The sequence below is a fragment of the Comamonas sp. Y33R10-2 genome, assembly GCF_019355935.1.
Lineage (GTDB): Bacteria > Pseudomonadota > Gammaproteobacteria > Burkholderiales > Burkholderiaceae_C > Comamonas.
Window position 1 is genome coordinate 967946 of the sequence record NZ_CP079925.1, and the last position, 18202, is coordinate 986147.

Annotated in this window: 15 protein-coding genes and 1 pseudogene; 9 read left to right on the forward strand and 7 right to left on the reverse strand. The window is 55.3% G+C overall.

Translation table 11 applies throughout. The features are described 5' to 3' along the window. Positions 1–23: 23 nt before the first annotated feature. Together KUF54_RS04390 and KUF54_RS04395 are read left to right on the forward strand one after the other, a co-directional pair. Entirely contained in the window at positions 24–1853 is a 1830-nt protein-coding gene (locus tag KUF54_RS04390) for a methyl-accepting chemotaxis protein (RefSeq protein ID WP_219345464.1), read from the forward strand. A 587-nt stretch (positions 1854–2440) separates the two neighbouring features. Next, positions 2441–4225: a methyl-accepting chemotaxis protein gene (locus KUF54_RS04395; protein WP_219345465.1), complete on the forward strand. Its 1785-nt coding sequence runs from the start codon at positions 2441–2443 to the stop codon at positions 4223–4225. 76 nt (positions 4226–4301) lie between these two features. Here KUF54_RS04395 and KUF54_RS04400 read toward each other — a convergent pair. Next, positions 4302–5749, reverse strand: a pseudogene (locus KUF54_RS04400) (GNAT family N-acetyltransferase). On the opposite strand from KUF54_RS04400, the gene KUF54_RS04405 reads away from it, so the two are divergent. Next, a complete protein-coding gene (locus tag KUF54_RS04405) occupies positions 5676–7316 on the forward strand; it encodes an NAD+ synthase (protein ID WP_219345466.1) in 1641 nt (546 codons plus the stop codon). The pseudogene KUF54_RS04400 and the gene KUF54_RS04405 overlap by 74 nt on opposite strands. Positions 7317–7365: 49 nt before the next feature. Beyond that, entirely contained in the window at positions 7366–7704 is a 339-nt protein-coding gene (locus KUF54_RS04410; RefSeq protein ID WP_219345467.1) for a P-II family nitrogen regulator, read from the forward strand. A 66-nt stretch (positions 7705–7770) separates the two neighbouring features. On the opposite strand, the gene KUF54_RS04415 is transcribed toward KUF54_RS04410, so the two are convergent. The 6 genes from KUF54_RS04415 to KUF54_RS04440 form a co-directional block, all read right to left on the reverse strand. Continuing rightward, a complete protein-coding gene (locus KUF54_RS04415; protein ID WP_219345468.1) occupies positions 7771–8364 on the reverse strand; it encodes a TIGR00730 family Rossman fold protein in 594 nt (197 codons plus the stop codon). Further along, on the reverse strand, positions 8361–8759 hold the full coding sequence (locus KUF54_RS04420) for a diacylglycerol kinase (protein ID WP_219345469.1): 399 nt from the start codon (positions 8757–8759) through the stop codon (positions 8361–8363). Before KUF54_RS04420 ends, KUF54_RS04415 begins: the two co-directional genes overlap by 4 nt. 9 nt (positions 8760–8768) lie before the next feature. Further along, the gene (locus tag KUF54_RS04425; protein WP_219345470.1) at positions 8769–9323 is read right to left on the reverse strand and encodes an RDD family protein; all 555 of its coding nucleotides are present in this window, start codon (positions 9321–9323) and stop codon (positions 8769–8771) included. 72 nt (positions 9324–9395) lie between these two features. Continuing rightward, on the reverse strand, positions 9396–10208 hold the full coding sequence (locus KUF54_RS04430; RefSeq protein ID WP_219345471.1) for a DUF3106 domain-containing protein: 813 nt from the start codon (positions 10206–10208) through the stop codon (positions 9396–9398). 39 nt (positions 10209–10247) lie between these two features. After that, positions 10248–10700: a DUF3619 family protein gene (locus KUF54_RS04435; RefSeq protein WP_219345472.1), complete on the reverse strand. Its 453-nt coding sequence runs from the start codon at positions 10698–10700 to the stop codon at positions 10248–10250. Next, the gene (locus tag KUF54_RS04440; RefSeq protein WP_219346267.1) at positions 10697–11263 is read right to left on the reverse strand and encodes an RNA polymerase sigma factor; all 567 of its coding nucleotides are present in this window, start codon (positions 11261–11263) and stop codon (positions 10697–10699) included. Before KUF54_RS04440 ends, KUF54_RS04435 begins: the two co-directional genes overlap by 4 nt. A gap of 264 nt (positions 11264–11527) precedes the next feature. Between KUF54_RS04440 and KUF54_RS04445 the strand changes: the two genes are divergently transcribed. The 5 genes from KUF54_RS04445 (at position 11528) to leuA (ending at position 18014) form a co-directional block, all read left to right on the forward strand. Then, on the forward strand, positions 11528–13315 hold the full coding sequence (locus KUF54_RS04445; RefSeq protein ID WP_219345473.1) for an acetolactate synthase 3 catalytic subunit: 1788 nt from the start codon (positions 11528–11530) through the stop codon (positions 13313–13315). Between the two features lie 155 nt (positions 13316–13470). Continuing rightward, positions 13471–13962: an acetolactate synthase small subunit gene (ilvN, locus tag KUF54_RS04450; RefSeq protein WP_099737407.1), complete on the forward strand. Its 492-nt coding sequence runs from the start codon at positions 13471–13473 to the stop codon at positions 13960–13962. A 63-nt stretch (positions 13963–14025) separates the two neighbouring features. Next, positions 14026–15042: a ketol-acid reductoisomerase gene (gene ilvC, locus KUF54_RS04455; RefSeq protein WP_219345474.1), complete on the forward strand. Its 1017-nt coding sequence runs from the start codon at positions 14026–14028 to the stop codon at positions 15040–15042. Between the two features lie 199 nt (positions 15043–15241). Further along, positions 15242–16111 carry a CDP-diacylglycerol--serine O-phosphatidyltransferase gene (gene pssA, locus KUF54_RS04460; protein ID WP_219345475.1) on the forward strand — a complete coding sequence of 290 codons (870 nt, stop codon included), beginning with the start codon at positions 15242–15244 and terminating at the stop codon, positions 16109–16111. Positions 16112–16340: 229 nt separating this feature from the next. Further along, positions 16341–18014, forward strand: a complete 1674-nt coding sequence (gene leuA / locus KUF54_RS04465) for a 2-isopropylmalate synthase (protein WP_219345476.1) — start codon at positions 16341–16343, stop codon at positions 18012–18014. The last annotated feature ends 188 nt before the right edge of the window (positions 18015–18202 follow it).

Sequence of the window (18202 nt, forward strand, 5' to 3'; positions counted from 1 at the left end):
ATCGCTAGGGGCGAGGGGATTGCATGAGTTGGAAAATTTCTGATTGGCGCGTTGGAACCAAGCTGGGCATCAGCTTTGTGACCCTGGTGTTTTTCTCGGCCTTGTTGGCAGCAGTCGCTTGGCTGCAACTTTCCAGTATTCATTTAGCAGGGCGCGAAGTCTCTGAAGTGGCCTTGCCCAGCGTCTACAACGCGGCTTCCATGCGCTCCGAATACAACCGTTTGCGCCGCCATGAAGCAGGTATCTCAACTGCGAGGACTTTGCTTGAGGTGGAGGGCTATGAGCAACAGATTGAGCAGCGCCTGAAGACCATCGCCGAGCAAGAAAAAATCATTGATAGCTTGATCAGCAGCGATGCACTGCGCCAAGCCTTTAGCGCCTATCAGCTCAACAAGGCACAGTTTTTGAAGCTGCATGCAGAGCTGCTGACTCAGGCCAAAGGGGGTGACTACAGCACGGTAGAAAGCCAGGCCTCCATGGGCGATGAGCTGGGCTTGTTCTTTGCGGGGCAGTCTGAGCAAGCATTTGTTCAGTTGGCTGAGAGCACGGGCAAGCTCATGAGCTTGCAACTAGAAAGCGCTGCTCAGGCCCAGCGAGCTGAAAAAGCGAACTATGAACTCGCTCGCTATTGGTTGATGGGCACGCTGGCGCTGGTGGTGCTAATTGCGGCCGTGGTGGGTGTCGCCATGACGCGCGCAATTACTGAGCCGGTAGCCAAGGCGGTTGAGCTGGCGCAGGCTGTTGCTGGCGGTCAGCTGGATAGAGCTGTGCGCAGTGAACGCCGCGATGAAATGGGTTTGCTGCTCAATGCGCTGGAAGAAATGCGCAGCCAACTGGCATCTGTGGTGCAGGGCGTGCGAGGTAATGCCCACGGCGTGGCTCTTGCATCCAACGAAATTGCACAAGGCAATGCGGACTTGTCGGCCCGAACCGAAAATCAGGCTAGTGCGTTGGAAGAAACCGCTGCCTCGATGGAGCAGTTGGGCTCGACCGTGCGCCAGAATGCAGACAACGCACAGGCGGCCAATCAGATGGCCAAGAGCGCATCCGATGTCGCGGGCCGTGGTGGTGCCGTGGTGGCCCAAGTGGTGGACACCATGAAGGGCATTAACGACAGCAGCCGCAAGATTGCCGACATCATTGGCGTGATTGACTCCATCGCATTTCAGACCAATATCCTGGCCCTCAATGCTGCCGTTGAAGCTGCCCGCGCAGGTGAGCAAGGCCGTGGCTTTGCCGTGGTGGCCAGTGAAGTACGCACCTTGGCGCAGCGCAGTGCCGATGCTGCCAAAGAGATCAAGCAACTGATCAACGTGAGTGTGCAAAGGGTCGAGCAGGGCTCACAACTGGTGGATAAGGCCGGCGCCACCATGGCAGAAATCGTCAGTGCGATTGGCCATGTAACCGACATCATGGGCGAGATCAGCGCCGCCAGCCGCGAGCAAAGTCAAGGCGTTGCGCAGGTCGGCGAGGCGGTGACGCAGATGGATCAGGCAACGCAGCAAAATGCGGCCTTGGTTGAAGAAAGTGCTGCTGCAGCTGATTCGCTGCAGCGCCAAGCCAAAGCACTGGTGGATTCTGTGGCGATCTTTGAGCTAGGCCAACAGACCCAAGGCTTTGCTGGCGCTGCGCTGAAGCCACGCTCGGGTCTTAGTGCTGGTGCTAGTGCGGATGTGCGTTCAGCTGCAGGCTTGCGGATTAGCAGCCGAAACGAGTCGCATGAATTGCATCAGCCGTATGAGCCGCGTGCTGTCCCCCGTGCAGCGCCGTCCCCACGCGCACCGGCTCAGATGGTGGCATCGGCCAAAACCAAGCCCGCGCTAACCAATGATGAAGATTGGGAACAATTCTGAGCGTGACGCTGCTGCGTTGAGCAATGCCTTACGTGCGGCTTAGAGCCGCTAACACAACCCTTGATATGTCGTTGCTTCGCCTTGCCGTACGCATGTACTGCCTGCGGCTTCGCGCCTCGTCTCAATCGCAAATCTTCGATTTGCTGAGTTGTGTTAGCCGCTCTTAAAGCACGTAGCGATTCGATCAAAAGCCCCGGCCTTGCGTGAGCAGCCGGGGCTTTTTGTATGACTTCTTCGCTTTGGGCTTGATGTGCGTCAAAAGGGAGGTGGTTTGAATGCTTTTTTGAGAAATCAAATGTTAATAAATATGAAAATTGGGCTGATTAACTATGAGTGATTACGAGTAATCTATTCAAAATATGTAGGAATATTCTTACCAGTATGTAAGCCAATACCGATATATGAGGAATCTGGAAATTGAAACAATTAAAAACAAATTACACTGTTTATGAATTATTTTGGAAGTCAGTTTGTTTCCATAAAATTTTTGGTGCGCGCTTGAGCGGGAAACTGATTCTCTATATGTGTAAACGCTAAAACCCAATGGTTTGCGACAAATCCAAACGGAAAAGAGGGCAGTTCAAAATATGAAAAACATCAAAATCTCCACGCGCATTCTGGGTACTTTCGGGGTTCTGGTGGTGCTGCTGCTCGCCATGGTGATCATGGCACTGATGCAGTTCAGATCCATGCAAGACAGCTCTGAAGTCATCACGGGCAAGGCGTTGCCCAGCGTGGAGGTGATCAATACCCTCAATACCGATCTGGTACGTGCACGCTTGCTGGAGTTGCGACATGTCAATAACACCGACTCGGCCTATATCGCGGATGTGGAAAAACAGTTCGATCAGTTGCAGCATCGACTCAATGAAGAGAAAAATATTTATGAGCCTCTGATTGGATCAGATCAGGAGCGCCAGCTCTATACCCAGTTTCTGAACGAGCGTGAGCGTTATATGGCGTTGCACACCAAGCTGTTCGATGTTTCTCGCAGCGGTGACAAAGAAAAAGCTAAGGAACTGCTGGGTGCAGAGTCGCTGACGATTTACAACGCATCTTCGGAAACGTTGAAAAAGCTGATCAAGTACAACAGCGATGCAGCGAAGAAAGAAACCAGCGATGCGGCCAAGGTGTATAGCCAGGCTGTGACCATGCTGATTATTGCGGCCGTGATTGCGGTGCTGGTGGCGGTTGTTGCCGGCGTCTTGCTCGTCAGATCCATCCGCGCACCACTGCTGCAAGCTGTGCAAGCTGCTGACCGCGTCGCCAATGGCGATTTGAGCGGCGTCATTCATGTAGAGCGTCAAGATGAAACAGGGCAGTTGCTCAATGCGCTTGAGCGTATGCAAGGTAGTCTGGTGCAAACCGTGCGCAGCGTACGCCAGAACGCTGAAGGCGTGGCATCGGCCAGCTCGCAAATCGCATCGGGCAACGCTGATTTGTCTAGCCGTACCGAAGAGCAGGCCAGTGCGCTGGAGGAAACTGCAGCATCGATGGAGCAGCTTGGCTCTACCGTGCGCCAAAACGCTGATAACGCCCGCGCCGCCAATCAGATGGCGATGAATGCCTCGCAGGTTGCGGCGCAAGGTGGTGCCGTGGTCGCTGAAGTGGTTGAGACCATGAAGGGCATCAACAACAGCAGCCATCAGATTGCCGACATCATCTCGGTGATTGACTCCATCGCCTTTCAGACCAATATTTTGGCGCTGAACGCAGCCGTGGAAGCCGCCCGCGCCGGTGAGCAAGGTCGGGGTTTTGCTGTGGTCGCGGGTGAGGTGCGCACGCTGGCCCAGCGCAGTGCCGAAGCTGCCAAGGAAATCAAGGGACTGATTACCACCAGCGTGCAGCGTGTGGAGCAAGGCACCCAACTGGTAGACAAGGCTGGCACAACGATGGCGGACATTGTTTCGGCCATTCGCCGCGTGACGGACTTGATGGCCGAGATCAGCGCCGCTAGCCAAGAGCAAAGCCAGGGCGTGGCCCAGGTGGGCGAAGCGGTCACGCAGATGGACCAGACTACGCAGCAAAACGCGGCGCTGGTCGAGGAAAGCGCGGCCGCTGCCGGTTCGCTGCGCAAGCAGGCGCAAGACTTGGTGCAGGCTGTGGCTGTGTTCCAGTTGCCAGCTAGCGCCATGCATGAGCAAGCTTCTAGGAGTGCCGCACGTTCTGTACCCACGTCTTCGCCCACATCTTTGCCAGCTTCTTCTGCCCCTTCTCGCTTGGCACAAACAACCCGCCGCGTAGCTGCTGCGCGCCCTGCAGCTATGCAGACAGCACCTCAGTCTTTAATGGGTACTGCGGTGGCCGACTCCGCGAATAATCGCAATCAGCGCAAGTCATCGCAAAGCGAGGATGACTGGGAAACCTTCTGAATGTCTCTGGAAGTCTGAGCTTTAAGGTCGCTGTATTTATTACATGCGGCCTTTTTTTTGTCTGTGCAGTGAAAAATCACGCTTTGCGTAGAGGGCTGTGCGTCTTCAGGTCTTGCACATAATCGGCCATGCCTTCGCCTTCACGCTGCAAAAAGCGTGCAATGGCATCGGCAAAACCGGGGTGGGCAACCCAGTGCGCGCTAGGCGTTTCCACCGGCAGCAGGGCGCGGGCCATTTTGTGTTCGCCTTGTGCCCCCCTTCAAAACGTGTGATGCCGTTGGCAATGCACCATTCAATGGGCTGGTAGTAGCAGGCTTCAAAGTGCAGGCTGTCGACGCGAGCGAGTGCACCCCAGTAGCGGCCATAAGCTACTCTGCTATTGATAGCTATATGTCCTTGATCTGTATTGGCTTCTAAAGAGTTTGATGCTGAATTCGTGGTTTCTCTAGGACTTACTGCTATCAAGCTCGCTGCAATGGCTTGCCCCTCATGCTCGGCAATGAACATCACCCAGCACTCTGGCATGGTGCGGGCCATAGCTTCAAAAAAGGCGGGCGACAGATAGGGCGCGTTGCCGTGCTCTAGGTAGGTGCGTTCGTAGCAGCGGTAGAAGAACGCCCAGTCATCGCTGCTGATGTCGCAGCCTTCCATGACTCTGAAGCTCAGACCTGCATCGCGTACCTTGCGGCGCTCTTGGCGGATTTTTTTACGCTTATCGTTATTGAGCGAAGCAAGAAAGTGCTCGAAGTCGCGCCAGAGAGTTACTTCGTTGGAGGAGATGGGGGTTGATTCGTCACCGGGTTGCCCCAAGTCAGATGTGAGTCCCTTGGGGATAAGCGAATTACATGCAGTGGTGAGCGTGGGGGCGTGGTTAGTCCAATGAAACTGCACCGTGCTGCGCTGCATCCAGCCTGCTTCAGCGCAGGCGGCTAAATCGTCTGCATCACCAAACAGCAGATGCAGCGATGACAGCTGCTCAGACTCAGCCCACTCTTGCACGGCTTTGACCAGCGCCACGCGCAGCGCTTGTGCGCGCGCCAGCAGGCGCGAGCCGGGAACGGGGGTGAAGGGTACGGCCAGTACGGCCTTGGGGTAATAGGGCAGGCCATGCTGCTCATAGGCGCGGGCCCATGCCCAATCAAAAACGTACTCGCCATAAGAGTGGTTCTTGATGTAGAGGGGGCAGGCGGCCAGTAATTCGCCTTGATGCCAGATGGTGATGACACGGCTGACCCAGTCCGTTTCAGGCGTGGCGCTGCCGCTTTGCTCCATTGCGGCCAAGTATTCGTGGCGCATGAAGGGCGTCGGCGTCGATTGAGAGGCCAGCAGCGCATTCCAGTTTTGTGCATCTAGCTGCTGCACGCTGGTGAGTACGCGAGTGATAATTGTGTTTTCGGCCATGCCCTGATTGTCGCGGGGGCTGGTCGCCTCACCGCCTAGCTTGCTTTTCATGACGCTTTCCATCTGTTGTGCCCAACGCAATTTTGTCGTGGGCGATCTCTCTGGCAATGTCCAGAAAATCATTGCCTCCGCTGCCCAAGCTTATGCCAATGGCGCTCGCCTGCTGCTCTCGCCAGAGCTGGCGTTGTGCGGTTATGCGGCTGAAGACCTGTATCTGCGCCCTGCGTTTTTAGATGCCTGCGACGCTGCTTTGCAAGAGTTGCAGGCAGCTAGCGCCCAATGGCCGGGGCTGGCGCTGGTCATAGGCCACCCGCAGCGTGACGGGGGTCAGCTGTACAACGCGGCCAGCGTGCTGCGCGATGGCCAACAAGTCGCTCGCTACTTCAAGCAACTGCTGCCCAACTTTGGCGTGTTTGACGAGCAGCGCTACTTTGCTGCGGGCAATGTGCCTTGCGTGGTGGAGGTTGAAGGCATTCAAGTGGGCTTGCTGATTTGCGAGGATGCATGGCACGCAGGCCCTGCCCAAGCTGCGGTGGCGGCTGGAGCACAACTGCTGGCAGTTATCAATGCATCGCCTTTTCATAGGGGAAAACAGGCCGAGCGCGAGCAAGTGATTGGACTGCGTGCTATTGAAAATGCAGTGCCCGTGATCTATTCCCACTTGGTGGGTGGGCAAGATGAGATTGTTTTTGACGGTGGCTCGTTTGCGGTGGGCTCTGATGGTCAGATTGCAGCACGCGCTGCTGCGTTTGAGGAAGACCTTGCTGCGGTTGCCGCGCATTGCGTCAATGGCCGCGTCAGCCTGTTGGGTGAGATCAAGCCTCAGCTCAGCCATCACCACGCTCTGTGGTCGGCCTTGGTGCTGGCCGTGCGTGACTATGTCGGCAAGAACCGTTTTCCGGGTGCGCTCATCGGCCTGTCGGGCGGTATGGATTCGGCGCTGGTGTTGTCCATTGCCGTGGATGCGCTGGGTGCAGACAAAGTGCGCACGGTGATGATGCCTTCGCCCTACACGGCCGATATCAGCTGGCTTGATGCCCGCGAAATGTCCGAGCGCGTAGGTGTGCAGCACGAAGAAATTGATATTGCGCCGCAGTTTGAGGCTTTCAAAGCTGCACTGGCCACTACGTTTGCGGGCCGCGCCGAAGACACGACGGAAGAAAACCTGCAAGCGCGCATTCGCGGCACGCTGCTCATGGCCATGAGCAATAAGTTTGGCCACGTGGTGCTGACTACAGGTAACAAGAGCGAAATGTCCACGGGCTACTGCACGCTGTATGGCGATATGGCCGGCGGTTTTGCGGTCATCAAAGATGTGCTCAAGACGGAAGTTTTTGCACTGGCGCGCTGGCGCAATGCGCATGATCCGTTTGGCACAGGGCTTGACCCCATTCCTGATCGCATCATCACGCGCCCACCCAGTGCCGAATTGCGTGCGGATCAGAAAGATCAAGACAGCCTGCCTGACTATGAGGTGCTGGATGTCATCGTCACGCACTACATGGAAAATAATGAGAGCATAAGCTCCATCGTGGCCAAGGGCTTTGCGGCAGCGGATGTGGAACGTGTCACGCGTCTGATACAAATCAATGAGCACAAGCGTCGCCAAGCCCCCGTGGGCCCACGCTTAACGGTGCGCAGTTTTGGTAAAGACTGGCGTTATCCGATCACCAATAAATTTCGCGCCTAAGGCCTAGGTCTTTGGCGCGTTGCAAAATTCAATCTACTGAGGACCCCCCATGAAAATGATTACCGCCGTCATCAAGCCTTTCAAACTTGAGGAAGTGCGCGAGGCCTTGGCCGAGTGTGGGGTGAATGGTTTGACCGTGACGGAAGTCAAAGGTTTTGGCCGCCAAAAAGGTCACACCGAGCTATACCGCGGCGCGGAATACGTGGTGGACTTCTTGCCCAAGGTGAAGATTGAAGTAGTGGTAAGCGATGTGGATGTGGACCGCTGCGTAGATGCCATCGTTAATGTGGCGCGCACTGGCAAGATTGGCGACGGCAAGATCTTTATCTCCCCCGTCGAGCGCGTGGTTCGCATTCGTACAGGTGATCTGGACGACACTGCTGTTTAACGCTGCAGGCTGCTTTATCGCTTTGCCGCATTGAAAAAAGCCAGCTTGAAAGCTGGCTTTTTGTTTTTAGATGACGCTGCGTAGCGCTGGCGTATCCATCTGCACACCCGCGTTCTGAACCATGTTTTGCAGCAGAGTGTTGGTGTCCGAGCTTGTTTCAATCAAGCCCATCTGCCACTCGCCCATGAACTCGTTTTTGACGCAGGACTGCAGAAACTGCAGCATGGTGTCGTAGTAGCCGTCCACGTTAAGAATGCCGATGGGCTTGTCGTGGTAGCCCAGTTGGCGCCAAGTCCAGACCTCAAACAGCTCTTCAAAAGTGCCAATGCCGCCGGGCAGGGCGACGAATGCATCGCTGCGCTCGGCCATCATGGCTTTGCGCTCGTGCATGTTCTTGACGATATGCAGCTCATCACAGCCGTGGTTGGCCAACTCTTTATCGACCAGTGCTTGAGGGATGATGCCGACCACGCGCCCGCCTGCTTGCCGGGTGGCTTCAGCCACGATGCCCATCAGGCCGCTGCGCCCGCCGCCATAGACCAACTGGCCGCCGCGTGAGCCAATCCATTGGCCAACGGCCTTGGCGATTTCAGTGAATTGAGGATTTGTGCCGGGGCGTGAGCCGCAGTACACGCAGAGGGAAAAAGCAGGATTGGTCATGCGATGAATCGGTGATAAATAGCGGCAGCCCAGACGGCGCCGCAAAGGCATAGTGCCAATAAGACAGCAGAGCTGCCCATGTCTTTGGCTTTTTTCGACAGCTCATGCCACTCAGGGCCAATGCGGTCAATGGCCGCTTCAATGCCGGTGTTGAGCAACTCGACGATCAGCACCAGGGTGATGGTGCCCGCCAGCAGAGCCACTTGCTCCCAGCTTGTGCCTAGCCAGAAGGCCGCTGGAATCATGACAAAAGCGCAGATGGCTTCTTGCTGAAAGGCTTTTTCGTGCCAGCCGGCTTTGAGACCGGCCAGTGAATAGGCGCCAGCATGCAGCACGCGAGAAAGGCCGGCGCGGCTTTTTTGTGGGTTGACGGGGTCGGGTGTTAAAGGCTTCATGGGGCGCTATCAGCGAATGCGTTTAGGGGCGGGGGCTTGATGCACCAGTTGAGTGCCGGCCCATGCGTCATGCCAGAACTGTTTTTTGGGGTGAAAGCGGCTGAGTAGGGCCCAGACCATAATCCAGCCCGCCATCAGCACTAGCACCTCTAGCGGAGGCAAATCAAACGGGTAGAGCACTGCCAAAGGAGGCAGCCACCACATCCAACTCACGGTATAGCGAAGCAAAGCGCGGGTTTGGGTTAAAGGGTGACCTTGGGCATCCAGCACGCGGATATGCCAAGTCTTCATGGCAAGCGTTTGGCCGCTGCCCTTGCTCCAGAACCAGACAAAGTAAATGCCCAGCACTACCAGCATGAAAGCTTGCAGAAAGTGGCGGTTATCAAGCGCATTGCGGGTTTGGGACAGTGTGCCGAACAGGTAGCCGGCAAGGAACACGACGCCAAACAACAACATGCCTTCATAAAGCCAGCAAGCCATTCTGCGGCGTAGGCTTGGAGCTATGAAATTAGGAGTTTCTGAAGGTGCTGCTCTGTCATCACGAATCGAAATATCTTGCTGCATGGAGGCATTGTAGAGGTCGCTTTAGCGAGCCTTGTACTTCGATTGCAGCATGGATTGCGGGATAGGCGTTGATCAGTGCGACTCTTGCGCTGGCGCATCTAATGGCGGCAGCGTAATGGGCGTGGCGCGTGGAATATCTACTGGCGCAGTCTCCACAATGATGGAAGGCGTGCGTACCGGATGCGTCTCCACCATCGCCGGTGTAGAGGGCACGGGTGGAGGTGGGTGATGGATGGTCGCGGGCGGAATCTTGGGCAGATTCGGCGTTGTATTAGGGGCTGCTGTGGCGGCAGGAATGCGAGTCAGCCTTTTGGCCCCTAGGGGTGTGATAGCGGGAGCAGCTGTGACCACTTTGGGGGCGGCGCGGGACGCGAGCAAGCGCTTTTCTTCATCGCTCAGGGCTTGATAGGCTTCCCATTGAGCTTGCTTGTCTGTGGCCAGTTTATTGGTGATTGCGAAGTTCAGGCGGGCTTGATTGCGCTGGGCTGAACTGAAGTCCGTCCAAGACTCCATGCGCTCGTGCAGCTTTTCTTGCTCGCGTTCGCTGAGCTTATCGAAGCCATCAGTCAGAGCGATCCAGCGGCGCTTTTGTACCGAACTGATCATGGGCCAGCGCTCTTGCAAAGGCGACAGTACTTGACGCTGATGGCTGCTCAGTTCAGCCCAGCGGGGGCCAGATGCGAGCGCCGTTGCTTTTTGGCGCGTGGACGGGTCGGCGTGCATGGTCTTAGATGCAGCCATGGTTGAGGGAGGCACCGAGCTGGGGGCGAGTCTGACTTGCTGCACGACGTTCCACCCTATCCAGGATAGAGCCACCAACAACAGCGCCGCCATGACGGCGGCGGTGTTGATGGAGCTCAGGATGGAGCGCTTTTCAGTAGGCATCAAGTTAGTAAAGCAGGAAAAGCGGGAAAAGCGAGATTGTTAATGTTCCGAGGTGGGGGCCGAGGTCTTGAGGTACTGAATAAAGCCTGGGTCTGAGTAAGCCGCTGGAGGCAAGTCGTCAGTCAGCAAGGCGGTATCCACCGCAGTAACTTCGGTCAGCATACTTTGTTCGCTGTCCGAGTTGTAAATTACCAAGCCAGCAATCAGCGCAAACACAGGAATGGCCGAAATCAGCGCGCGCCACCAGCCAGTACCCTCGTTGGGGCTGCCCATGGTTGCGGCATTGCCTTGAGCGGATACCGCTGTATTGGTTTGAGTATGCAGGGCAAAGGCTTCACGGCGGCGCTCGGAGACGGAGCGCTCGCGGGAGGCGCGCAGGCGCTCAGTTACTTCGTAGGGCAGCCAAGCTTCGCCTTCGCTCAGGCGGGCTGTGATGTGGCGTGCGAAACGGTCGGCGGCCTGTTCTTGCTGGAGTGTGGGCACGGATTTCATAACTCGATTCCTTTGGCCTTGAGTGCCTTGCTCAATGTTTGGATGGCTCGAAAGCAATGTGTTTTCACACTGCCTTCGGAGCAGCCCATGGCTGCAGCGGTCTCCGCAACATCCATCTCCTCCCAATAACGCATGAGGAAGGCTTCGCGTTGACGCGCTGGGAGCTCTTGTATTTCTTTTTCTATGCTTTGTAGCGTTTGCTTTCGTTCTGTCAGATTTTCGACATTGCGCGCCGCTGCTTCATCGGCATTGGTGGCGTAAGTTTCTAGCCAGTCAAAGCCGCCTTCATCGTCTGAGGACTCTAGATCACTAAAGTGTGTAAACAGCGCTTTTTGGGTTTTTTGGCGTCTGAACCAGTCTAACGTGCTGTTCGAGAGAATGCGCTGGAACAGCATGGGTAGCTCGTTGATAGGCTTATCCCCATAGTGCTGAGACAGTTTGAGCATGCTGTCTTGCACGATATCCAAGGCCGCATCTTCATCGCGGACGTGAAAAAAGCTGCGCTTGAATGCGCGCTTTTCTACGCCTTTGAGGAATGCAGACAGTTCTTGTTCTGTAGCCAAGAGAGAGTAGCCCTGGAAAAAATCGGGGGAGTGCCCGTGGGAAAGTTGGCGATTATCGCATCCACTGATGTTTTTATGTGTAGTGGATTTGAAGGTCTTGTTGCAGTGCGATAATGTTTTCAACTTATAGAAGCAAACGGATCACGGTTCGGCGTATACACAAACGCTCATGGCTTGTGGTCTTAAGTCCTAAACCGGCCCCACAAGGGCTTCAGGCTAAGGGCACCGAAGGTTTTTCGTTAGAGAAATTCACAAAGGTTAATCATGGAAATTTCCAAAGCTGAGCTGGCCTCCGCGGCAGCCGCTTCGTCCTCCAAGGGCGCCCAAGAGTTAATGGGCTCCGAAATCCTCATCAAGTCTCTTCAGGCTGAAGGTGTCAAGCACCTGTGGGGTTACCCAGGCGGGGCAGTTCTCTACATTTACGACGCTCTGTACAAGCAAGAGACGATTCAGCATGTGCTGGTGCGCCATGAGCAGGCGGCTGTGCATGCGGCCGATGGCTTTGCCCGTGCAACCGGTGAAGTAGGCGTGGCGCTGGTGACATCCGGCCCCGGCCTGACCAATGCGGTTACTGGTATTGCTACGGCTTATACAGACTCCATCCCTTTGGTCGTGATTGCTGGCCAGACTTCGACCAATCAAATCGGTACCGATGCTTTCCAAGAGTGCGACACCGTGGGCATTACGCGTCCCATCGTCAAACACAACTTCTTGGTGAAAGACGTACGCGATCTGGCCGAGACCATGAAGAAGGCTTTCCACATTGCCCGCACCGGCCGCCCAGGCCCTGTGGTGGTGGATATTCCTAAAGACGTGTCCTTTAAGAAGGCGCTGTACGCCGGCTATCCAGAAAAGCTGGAAATGCGCTCGTATAACCCTGTCAAAAAGGGTCATGCAGGCCAGATTCGCAAGGCACTGCAATTGCTGCTGGCGGCCAAGCGTCCCTACATCTATACAGGCGGCGGTGTGTTGCTGGGCAATGCAACCAACGAGCTGCGCACTTTGGTGGAGATGCTGGGCTACCCGGTGACCAGCACTTTGATGGGCTTGGGAGCCTATCCTGCCAGCGACAAGAAGTTCCTCGGCATGCTGGGCATGCACGGCACGATTGAAGCCAATAACGCCATGCAAAACAGCGATGTGCTGCTGGCCGTGGGCGCTCGCTTTGACGACCGCGTGATTGGTAACCCCAAGCACTTTATGTCGGTAGAGCGCAAGATCATTCACATCGACGTGGATCCATCCTCTATCTCCAAGCGCGTGAAGGTGGATGTGCCTATTGTGGGTGATGTCAAGGATGTGCTGGTTGAGCTGATCGCCATGCTGCGCGAATCCACTCAGCGTGCTGATGAAGGTGCTCTGAGCCAGTGGTGGAGCACCATTGAAGGCTGGCGCAGCCGCGATTGCTTGGCCTATGACATGTCGAACACCGACGTGATCAAGCCCCAGTACGTGGTGGATACGCTGTGGAAGATGACGAAAGATGCCGACGCTTACGTGACATCTGACGTGGGTCAGCACCAGATGTGGGCCGCGCAGTACTACCGTTTTGACGAGCCGCGCCGCTGGATTAACTCTGGCGGTCTGGGCACCATGGGTGTGGGTCTGCCTTATGCCATGGGTATCAAGCTGGCTAAGCCTGATGCTGAAGTGTTCTGCATCACGGGCGAAGGCTCGATTCAGATGAACATTCAAGAGCTGGCCACCTGCAAGCAATACAACACGCCTGTGGTGATCTGCGCGCTGAACAACCGCTTCCTGGGCATGGTGCGGCAGTGGCAAGAAATTGAGTACTCGGGCCGCTACTCCAGCAGCTACATGGACTCTCTGCCTGACTTCGTGAAGCTGGCTGAGGCTTATGGCCACCGCGGCATTCTGGTGGAAAAGCCTGAAGACGTGGAAGGCGCGCTGCGCGAAGCCCGCCGCATCGTGCGCGAAGAGAGCAAGACTGTTTTCCTTGACTTCCGTACCGATCCTACCGAGAACGTGTTCCCCATGGTGCAAGCCGGTCGCGGTATCACGGAAATGCTGCTGGGCGCTGACGATTTGTGATGTCTGAGTCGATTTTTGAATGAAATCGACCTCAAGCCATTAAAAATCAATGACTGGTAGCTATATTTTAAATAGCGTTTTTTGACGAATCTATTGCTCGCCGAGCCTGGCACTTACCGGTGTCAGGGGAGGGCGACGAAAAGAGGAATCTGGATATGAAGCACATTATTGCCGTCCTGCTCGAAAACGAGCCCGGAGCACTTTCGCGCGTTGTGGGCCTGTTTTCGGCCCGTGGCTACAACATCGAATCCCTGACGGTGGCGCCGACGGAAGACCCGTCGCTGTCGCGCATGACCATTTTGACCACCGGCTCGGATGATGTGATTGAGCAAATCACAAAGCATCTGAATCGCCTGATTGAAGTGGTCAAGGTGGTTGACCTCACAGAAGGTTCTTACACCGAGCGCGAGCTGATGATGGTCAAGGTGCGAGCTGTTGGCAAGGAGCGCGAAGAGATGAAGCGCATGGCCGATATCTTTCGCGGCCGCATCATCGATGTGACCGAAAAAAGCTACACCGTTGAGCTGACCGGTGACCAGTCCAAGAACGACGCCTTCCTGCAAGCCATTGATCGCACTGCCATTTTGGAGACAGTGCGCACAGGTGCCTCAGGTATTGGCCGTGGCGAGCGCATTCTGCGTGTCTAATTGACCCTTTCCGAATCTTTCAAACCTTTTAAACCCCTCAAGATAAGAGACCCTGGAGCCAACATGAAAGTTTTCTACGACAAAGACTGTGACCTGAGCCTGATCAAGGGCAAGACTGTAGCCATCATTGGTTACGGCAGCCAAGGCCACGCACATGCACAAAATCTGAACGAATCCGGCGTGAAGGTCGTGGTCGGTCTGCGCAAGGGTGGCGCATCTTGGGACAAGGTTGGCAAGGCTGGCCTGAACGTGATGGAAGTCAATGATGCAGTGAAGGCCGCTGATGTGGTCATGATGCTGTTGCCTGACGAAAACATCCCTGATGTTTACAACAACAACGTTGCCCCCAATATCAAGGCTGGCGCTGTGCTGGCTTTTGCTCACGGCTTCAACGTGCATTACAACCAAGTCGTGCCCCGCGCCGACGTGGACGTGATCATGGTGGCTCCTAAGGGCCCCGGCCACACCGTGCGCTCCGAGTACCTCAAGGGCGGCGGCGTTCCTTCGCTGATCGCTGTGTACCAAGACGTTTCCGGTAAGGCCCGTGATATCGCTCTGTCTTACGCTTCTGCCAATGGCGGCGGCAAGGGCGGCATCATCGAAACCAACTTCAAGGAAGAAACCGAGACCGATCTGTTCGGTGAGCAAGCCGTTCTGTGCGGCGGTGCGGTTGAGCTGGTGAAGATGGGCTTCGAGACCCTGACCGAAGCTGGCTACGCTCCTGAAATGGCTTACTTCGAGTGCCTGCACGAGCTCAAGCTGATCGTTGACCTGATGTATGAAGGCGGTATCGCCAACATGAACTACTCCATCTCGAACAACGCCGAGTATGGTGAGTATGTGACTGGCACCGAAGTCATCAACGACAAGTCGCGCGAAGCCATGCGCAACGCCTTGAAGCGCATCCAAAGCGGTGAATACGCCAAGATGTTCATCAGCGAAGGTCGCCTGAACTACCCATCGATGACTGCACGTCGTCGCCAGAATGCTGACCACGCCATCGAGCAAGTGGGCGGCCAACTGCGCGCCATGATGCCTTGGATCTCCAAGAACAAGCTGGTTGATCAAACCCGCAACTAATGCACGCCAAGTCATTCGGCGAAAGCTGAGTGACTTTGAGTCAGCAAGAGGCCACCGCTTAGGTGGCCTTTTTCATTGCTGGCACTGCGTGCGCCCGCGGGTACACTGGGGGTAGGGCGTTGCTGTGATGGCTTTGCTTGAAATACTATGGTTTTAATAGCTGCATGCGCATGACATGCAAGCACTGGAGGTCTGTTTAATGCAAAACAGCAATGAATCTGCCGAAGTAACGGGTACTCAGCGCAAGATGCGCAAAGGCATTTATGTGCTGCCCAATCTGTTCACGCTAGCGGCACTGTTTGGGGGGTTCTACTCCATCGTGATGGCCATGAACAATAAGTTCGAACTGGCCGCTTTGGGTGTTTTCTGCGCCATGGTGCTCGACAGCCTAGACGGTCGTGTGGCCCGTATGACGAACACCCAAAGCGCATTTGGTGAGCAAATGGATTCGCTCTCCGACATGGTTTCTTTTGGTGCTGCTCCCGCGCTGATCGCCTATGAATGGGCGCTGCGCCCACTGGGCCGCTGGGGTTGGTTGGCGGCCTTTGTGTACTGCGCCTGCGCCGCACTGCGTTTGGCACGTTTTAACGTCAACACGACCGTGGTTGATAAGCGTTACTTTCAGGGTATGCCTTCGCCAGCAGCTGCAGCCTTGGTAGCAGGCTTTATCTGGCTGACCAGCGCTTTGATGGTGTCGCACCGCGATGTTCCGATCTTTGGTGATGTGATGTCCTGGTTTGGTGGCTACCCCACAGATCGCGCTGACTTGGCTTGGATCATGTTTGCCATCACGCTGTTTGCTGGCCTGACGATGGTCACCAATATTCCTTATTACAGCTTCAAGGACATTGGCGGCGCTAAGAGCATGCCGTTTGTTTCGCTGGTGGTGGTCGCTTTGTTGATGGCTGTCGTGAGTATTGAGCCAGCCACCATGCTGTTTTTGGTGTTTGTGGGCTACTCCATCTCTGGCTATGTGATTTATGTTTGGCGCCGCGCCAAGGGGGAGCATGTGAGCATTGTCTCCACCTCTAAAGACGAGCCTGACGAGCGCGGCTTGCACGACGATTAATCTCGCCTCATAAAAAGTGCTGGCGCTCTCAACTTTTCATGTGTTAAAGTCATTCGCATGCAAAACCTGTCGCTAGCTCTACTACTAATGTCCACCGGGCATAGGAAGTAGCGCGCGCGTACAAACAACCCTACTTCACGGCCCGTAGCTTAAGCGACGGGCCGTTTTTGTTTTGGGCGCCGCTGAAGCTAGGTTCAAATTTTTCTGATTTCGACTAAAGAGACTCACCATGTTGCAAAACCCTTCTACCAAATATCGTGCCTTCGCTCCCGTGCGCTTGACGGACCGTACATGGCCCAATGTCGTTATCACCAAGCCCCCAGTCTGGTGCAGCGTGGATTTGCGTGATGGCAATCAGGCCTTGATCGAGCCCATGGACATCGATCGCAAGGTGCAGATGTTTGAGCAACTGGTGAAGATTGGCTTCAAGGAAATTGAAGTGGGTTTCCCGTCTGCCTCGCAAGTCGAGTTTGACTTCATGCGCAAGCTGATCGAGGAAAATCGTATCCCCGATGATGTGACGGTGCAGGTTTTGACACAGGCGCGTGAGCACCTGATTCGCCGTACTTTTGAGTCTTTGCAAGGTGCGCCTCGTGCGATTGTTCACCTCTACAACGCAACAGCGCCTGTGATGCGTCGTGTGGTGCTGAACATGAGCGAAGACGAAATTGTGGAGTTGGCTGTAACCAACGCTCAGATGTTCAAGGACATTGCTGCGGAGAACCCTTCGACGAAGTGGACCTTCCAGTACTCGCCCGAAATGTATTCGGATACTGAGTTGGAGTTCTCCAAGCGCGTAATCGATGCAGTGACGGATGTATGGCAGCCCACGCCAGAGAACAAGTGCATCATCAATTTGCCCACCACCGTTGAGCATTCCACCCCCAATATCTTTGCCGACATGGTGGAGTGGACGGGTCGCAACATCAAACGCCGTGATAGCGTGGTGATCTCGGTTCACCCTCACAATGACCGCGGCACAGGCACGGCGGCTGCCGAATTGTCTTTGATGGCAGGCGCGGACCGTTTGGAAGGCTGTTTGTTTGGCAATGGCGAGCGCACCGGTAACTTGGATGTGGTCAACGTCGCCCTCAATATGTATATCCAGGGTGTGAATCCCGGTCTGGATTTTTCCAATATCGACGATATCCGTGCAACGGTTGAGCATTGCAACCAGCTGCCGGTGCATCCGCGTCACCCTTATGTGGGGGAGCTGGTTTACACCTCTTTCTCTGGTTCACACCAAGATGCCATCAAAAAGGCATTTGCTGATCGCAAGGAAGGCGATATCTGGGATATGCCATACCTGCCAATCGACCCCAAAGATTTGGGCCGTAGTTACGAGGCTGTGATTCGCGTGAACAGCCAGTCAGGTAAGGGCGGCATTGCCTATTTGCTGGAAAGCGAATACGGCTTGCAATTGCCCCGTCGCTTGCAGATTGAATTTAGCCAAGTGGTGCAGCGCGAGATGGATATCAGCGGTAAGGAATTGTCTGCAGCAGCGCTGTGGGAGCTGTTCCAACGTGAATATGGCGTCAACACGGTGAAGGCTCCTCAGTACCGTTTGAGTGAAGCCGATGGCGTGGTCAGCATGACTGCAGAGGTTGAAGTGGCTGGCAGAAAGCATGTCTTGGAAAGCCAAGGAACAGGCCCGATTGATGCCTTTGTACAAGCCCTTTCGGCTGCAGTGGGCCGCAATGTGCGCGTGTTGAACTACTCTGAACACGCGATTGGTGAAGGCGCTAATGCCAAGGCCATTGCTTACGTTGAACTGCGCGTAGATGATGGTCAAGTTTGCTACGGGGTTGGCGTAGATGCCAATATCGTGTCGGCCTCGCTTCGGGCCATTATTTCGGGCGTACAACGTGTCCCGTCGGCTGCTGAAGAAGTGGCAACTGCCTAAAAGCTTGTAAGCCGGTGTCGCCAAAAACGCACCGGCTTTTTGCTGGGCATGAATTTATCGGTCAAAAGCGATATTGATTTCGCACCAGCGAATAAGCCTGCTTTCGAGGCTGCTCAGTCGTCAGTAGCAGCTGAAAGCGTGAACGGTTCAGCGCTCCAGATTTTGAAGCAACGTTTGTTTTGCCAAGG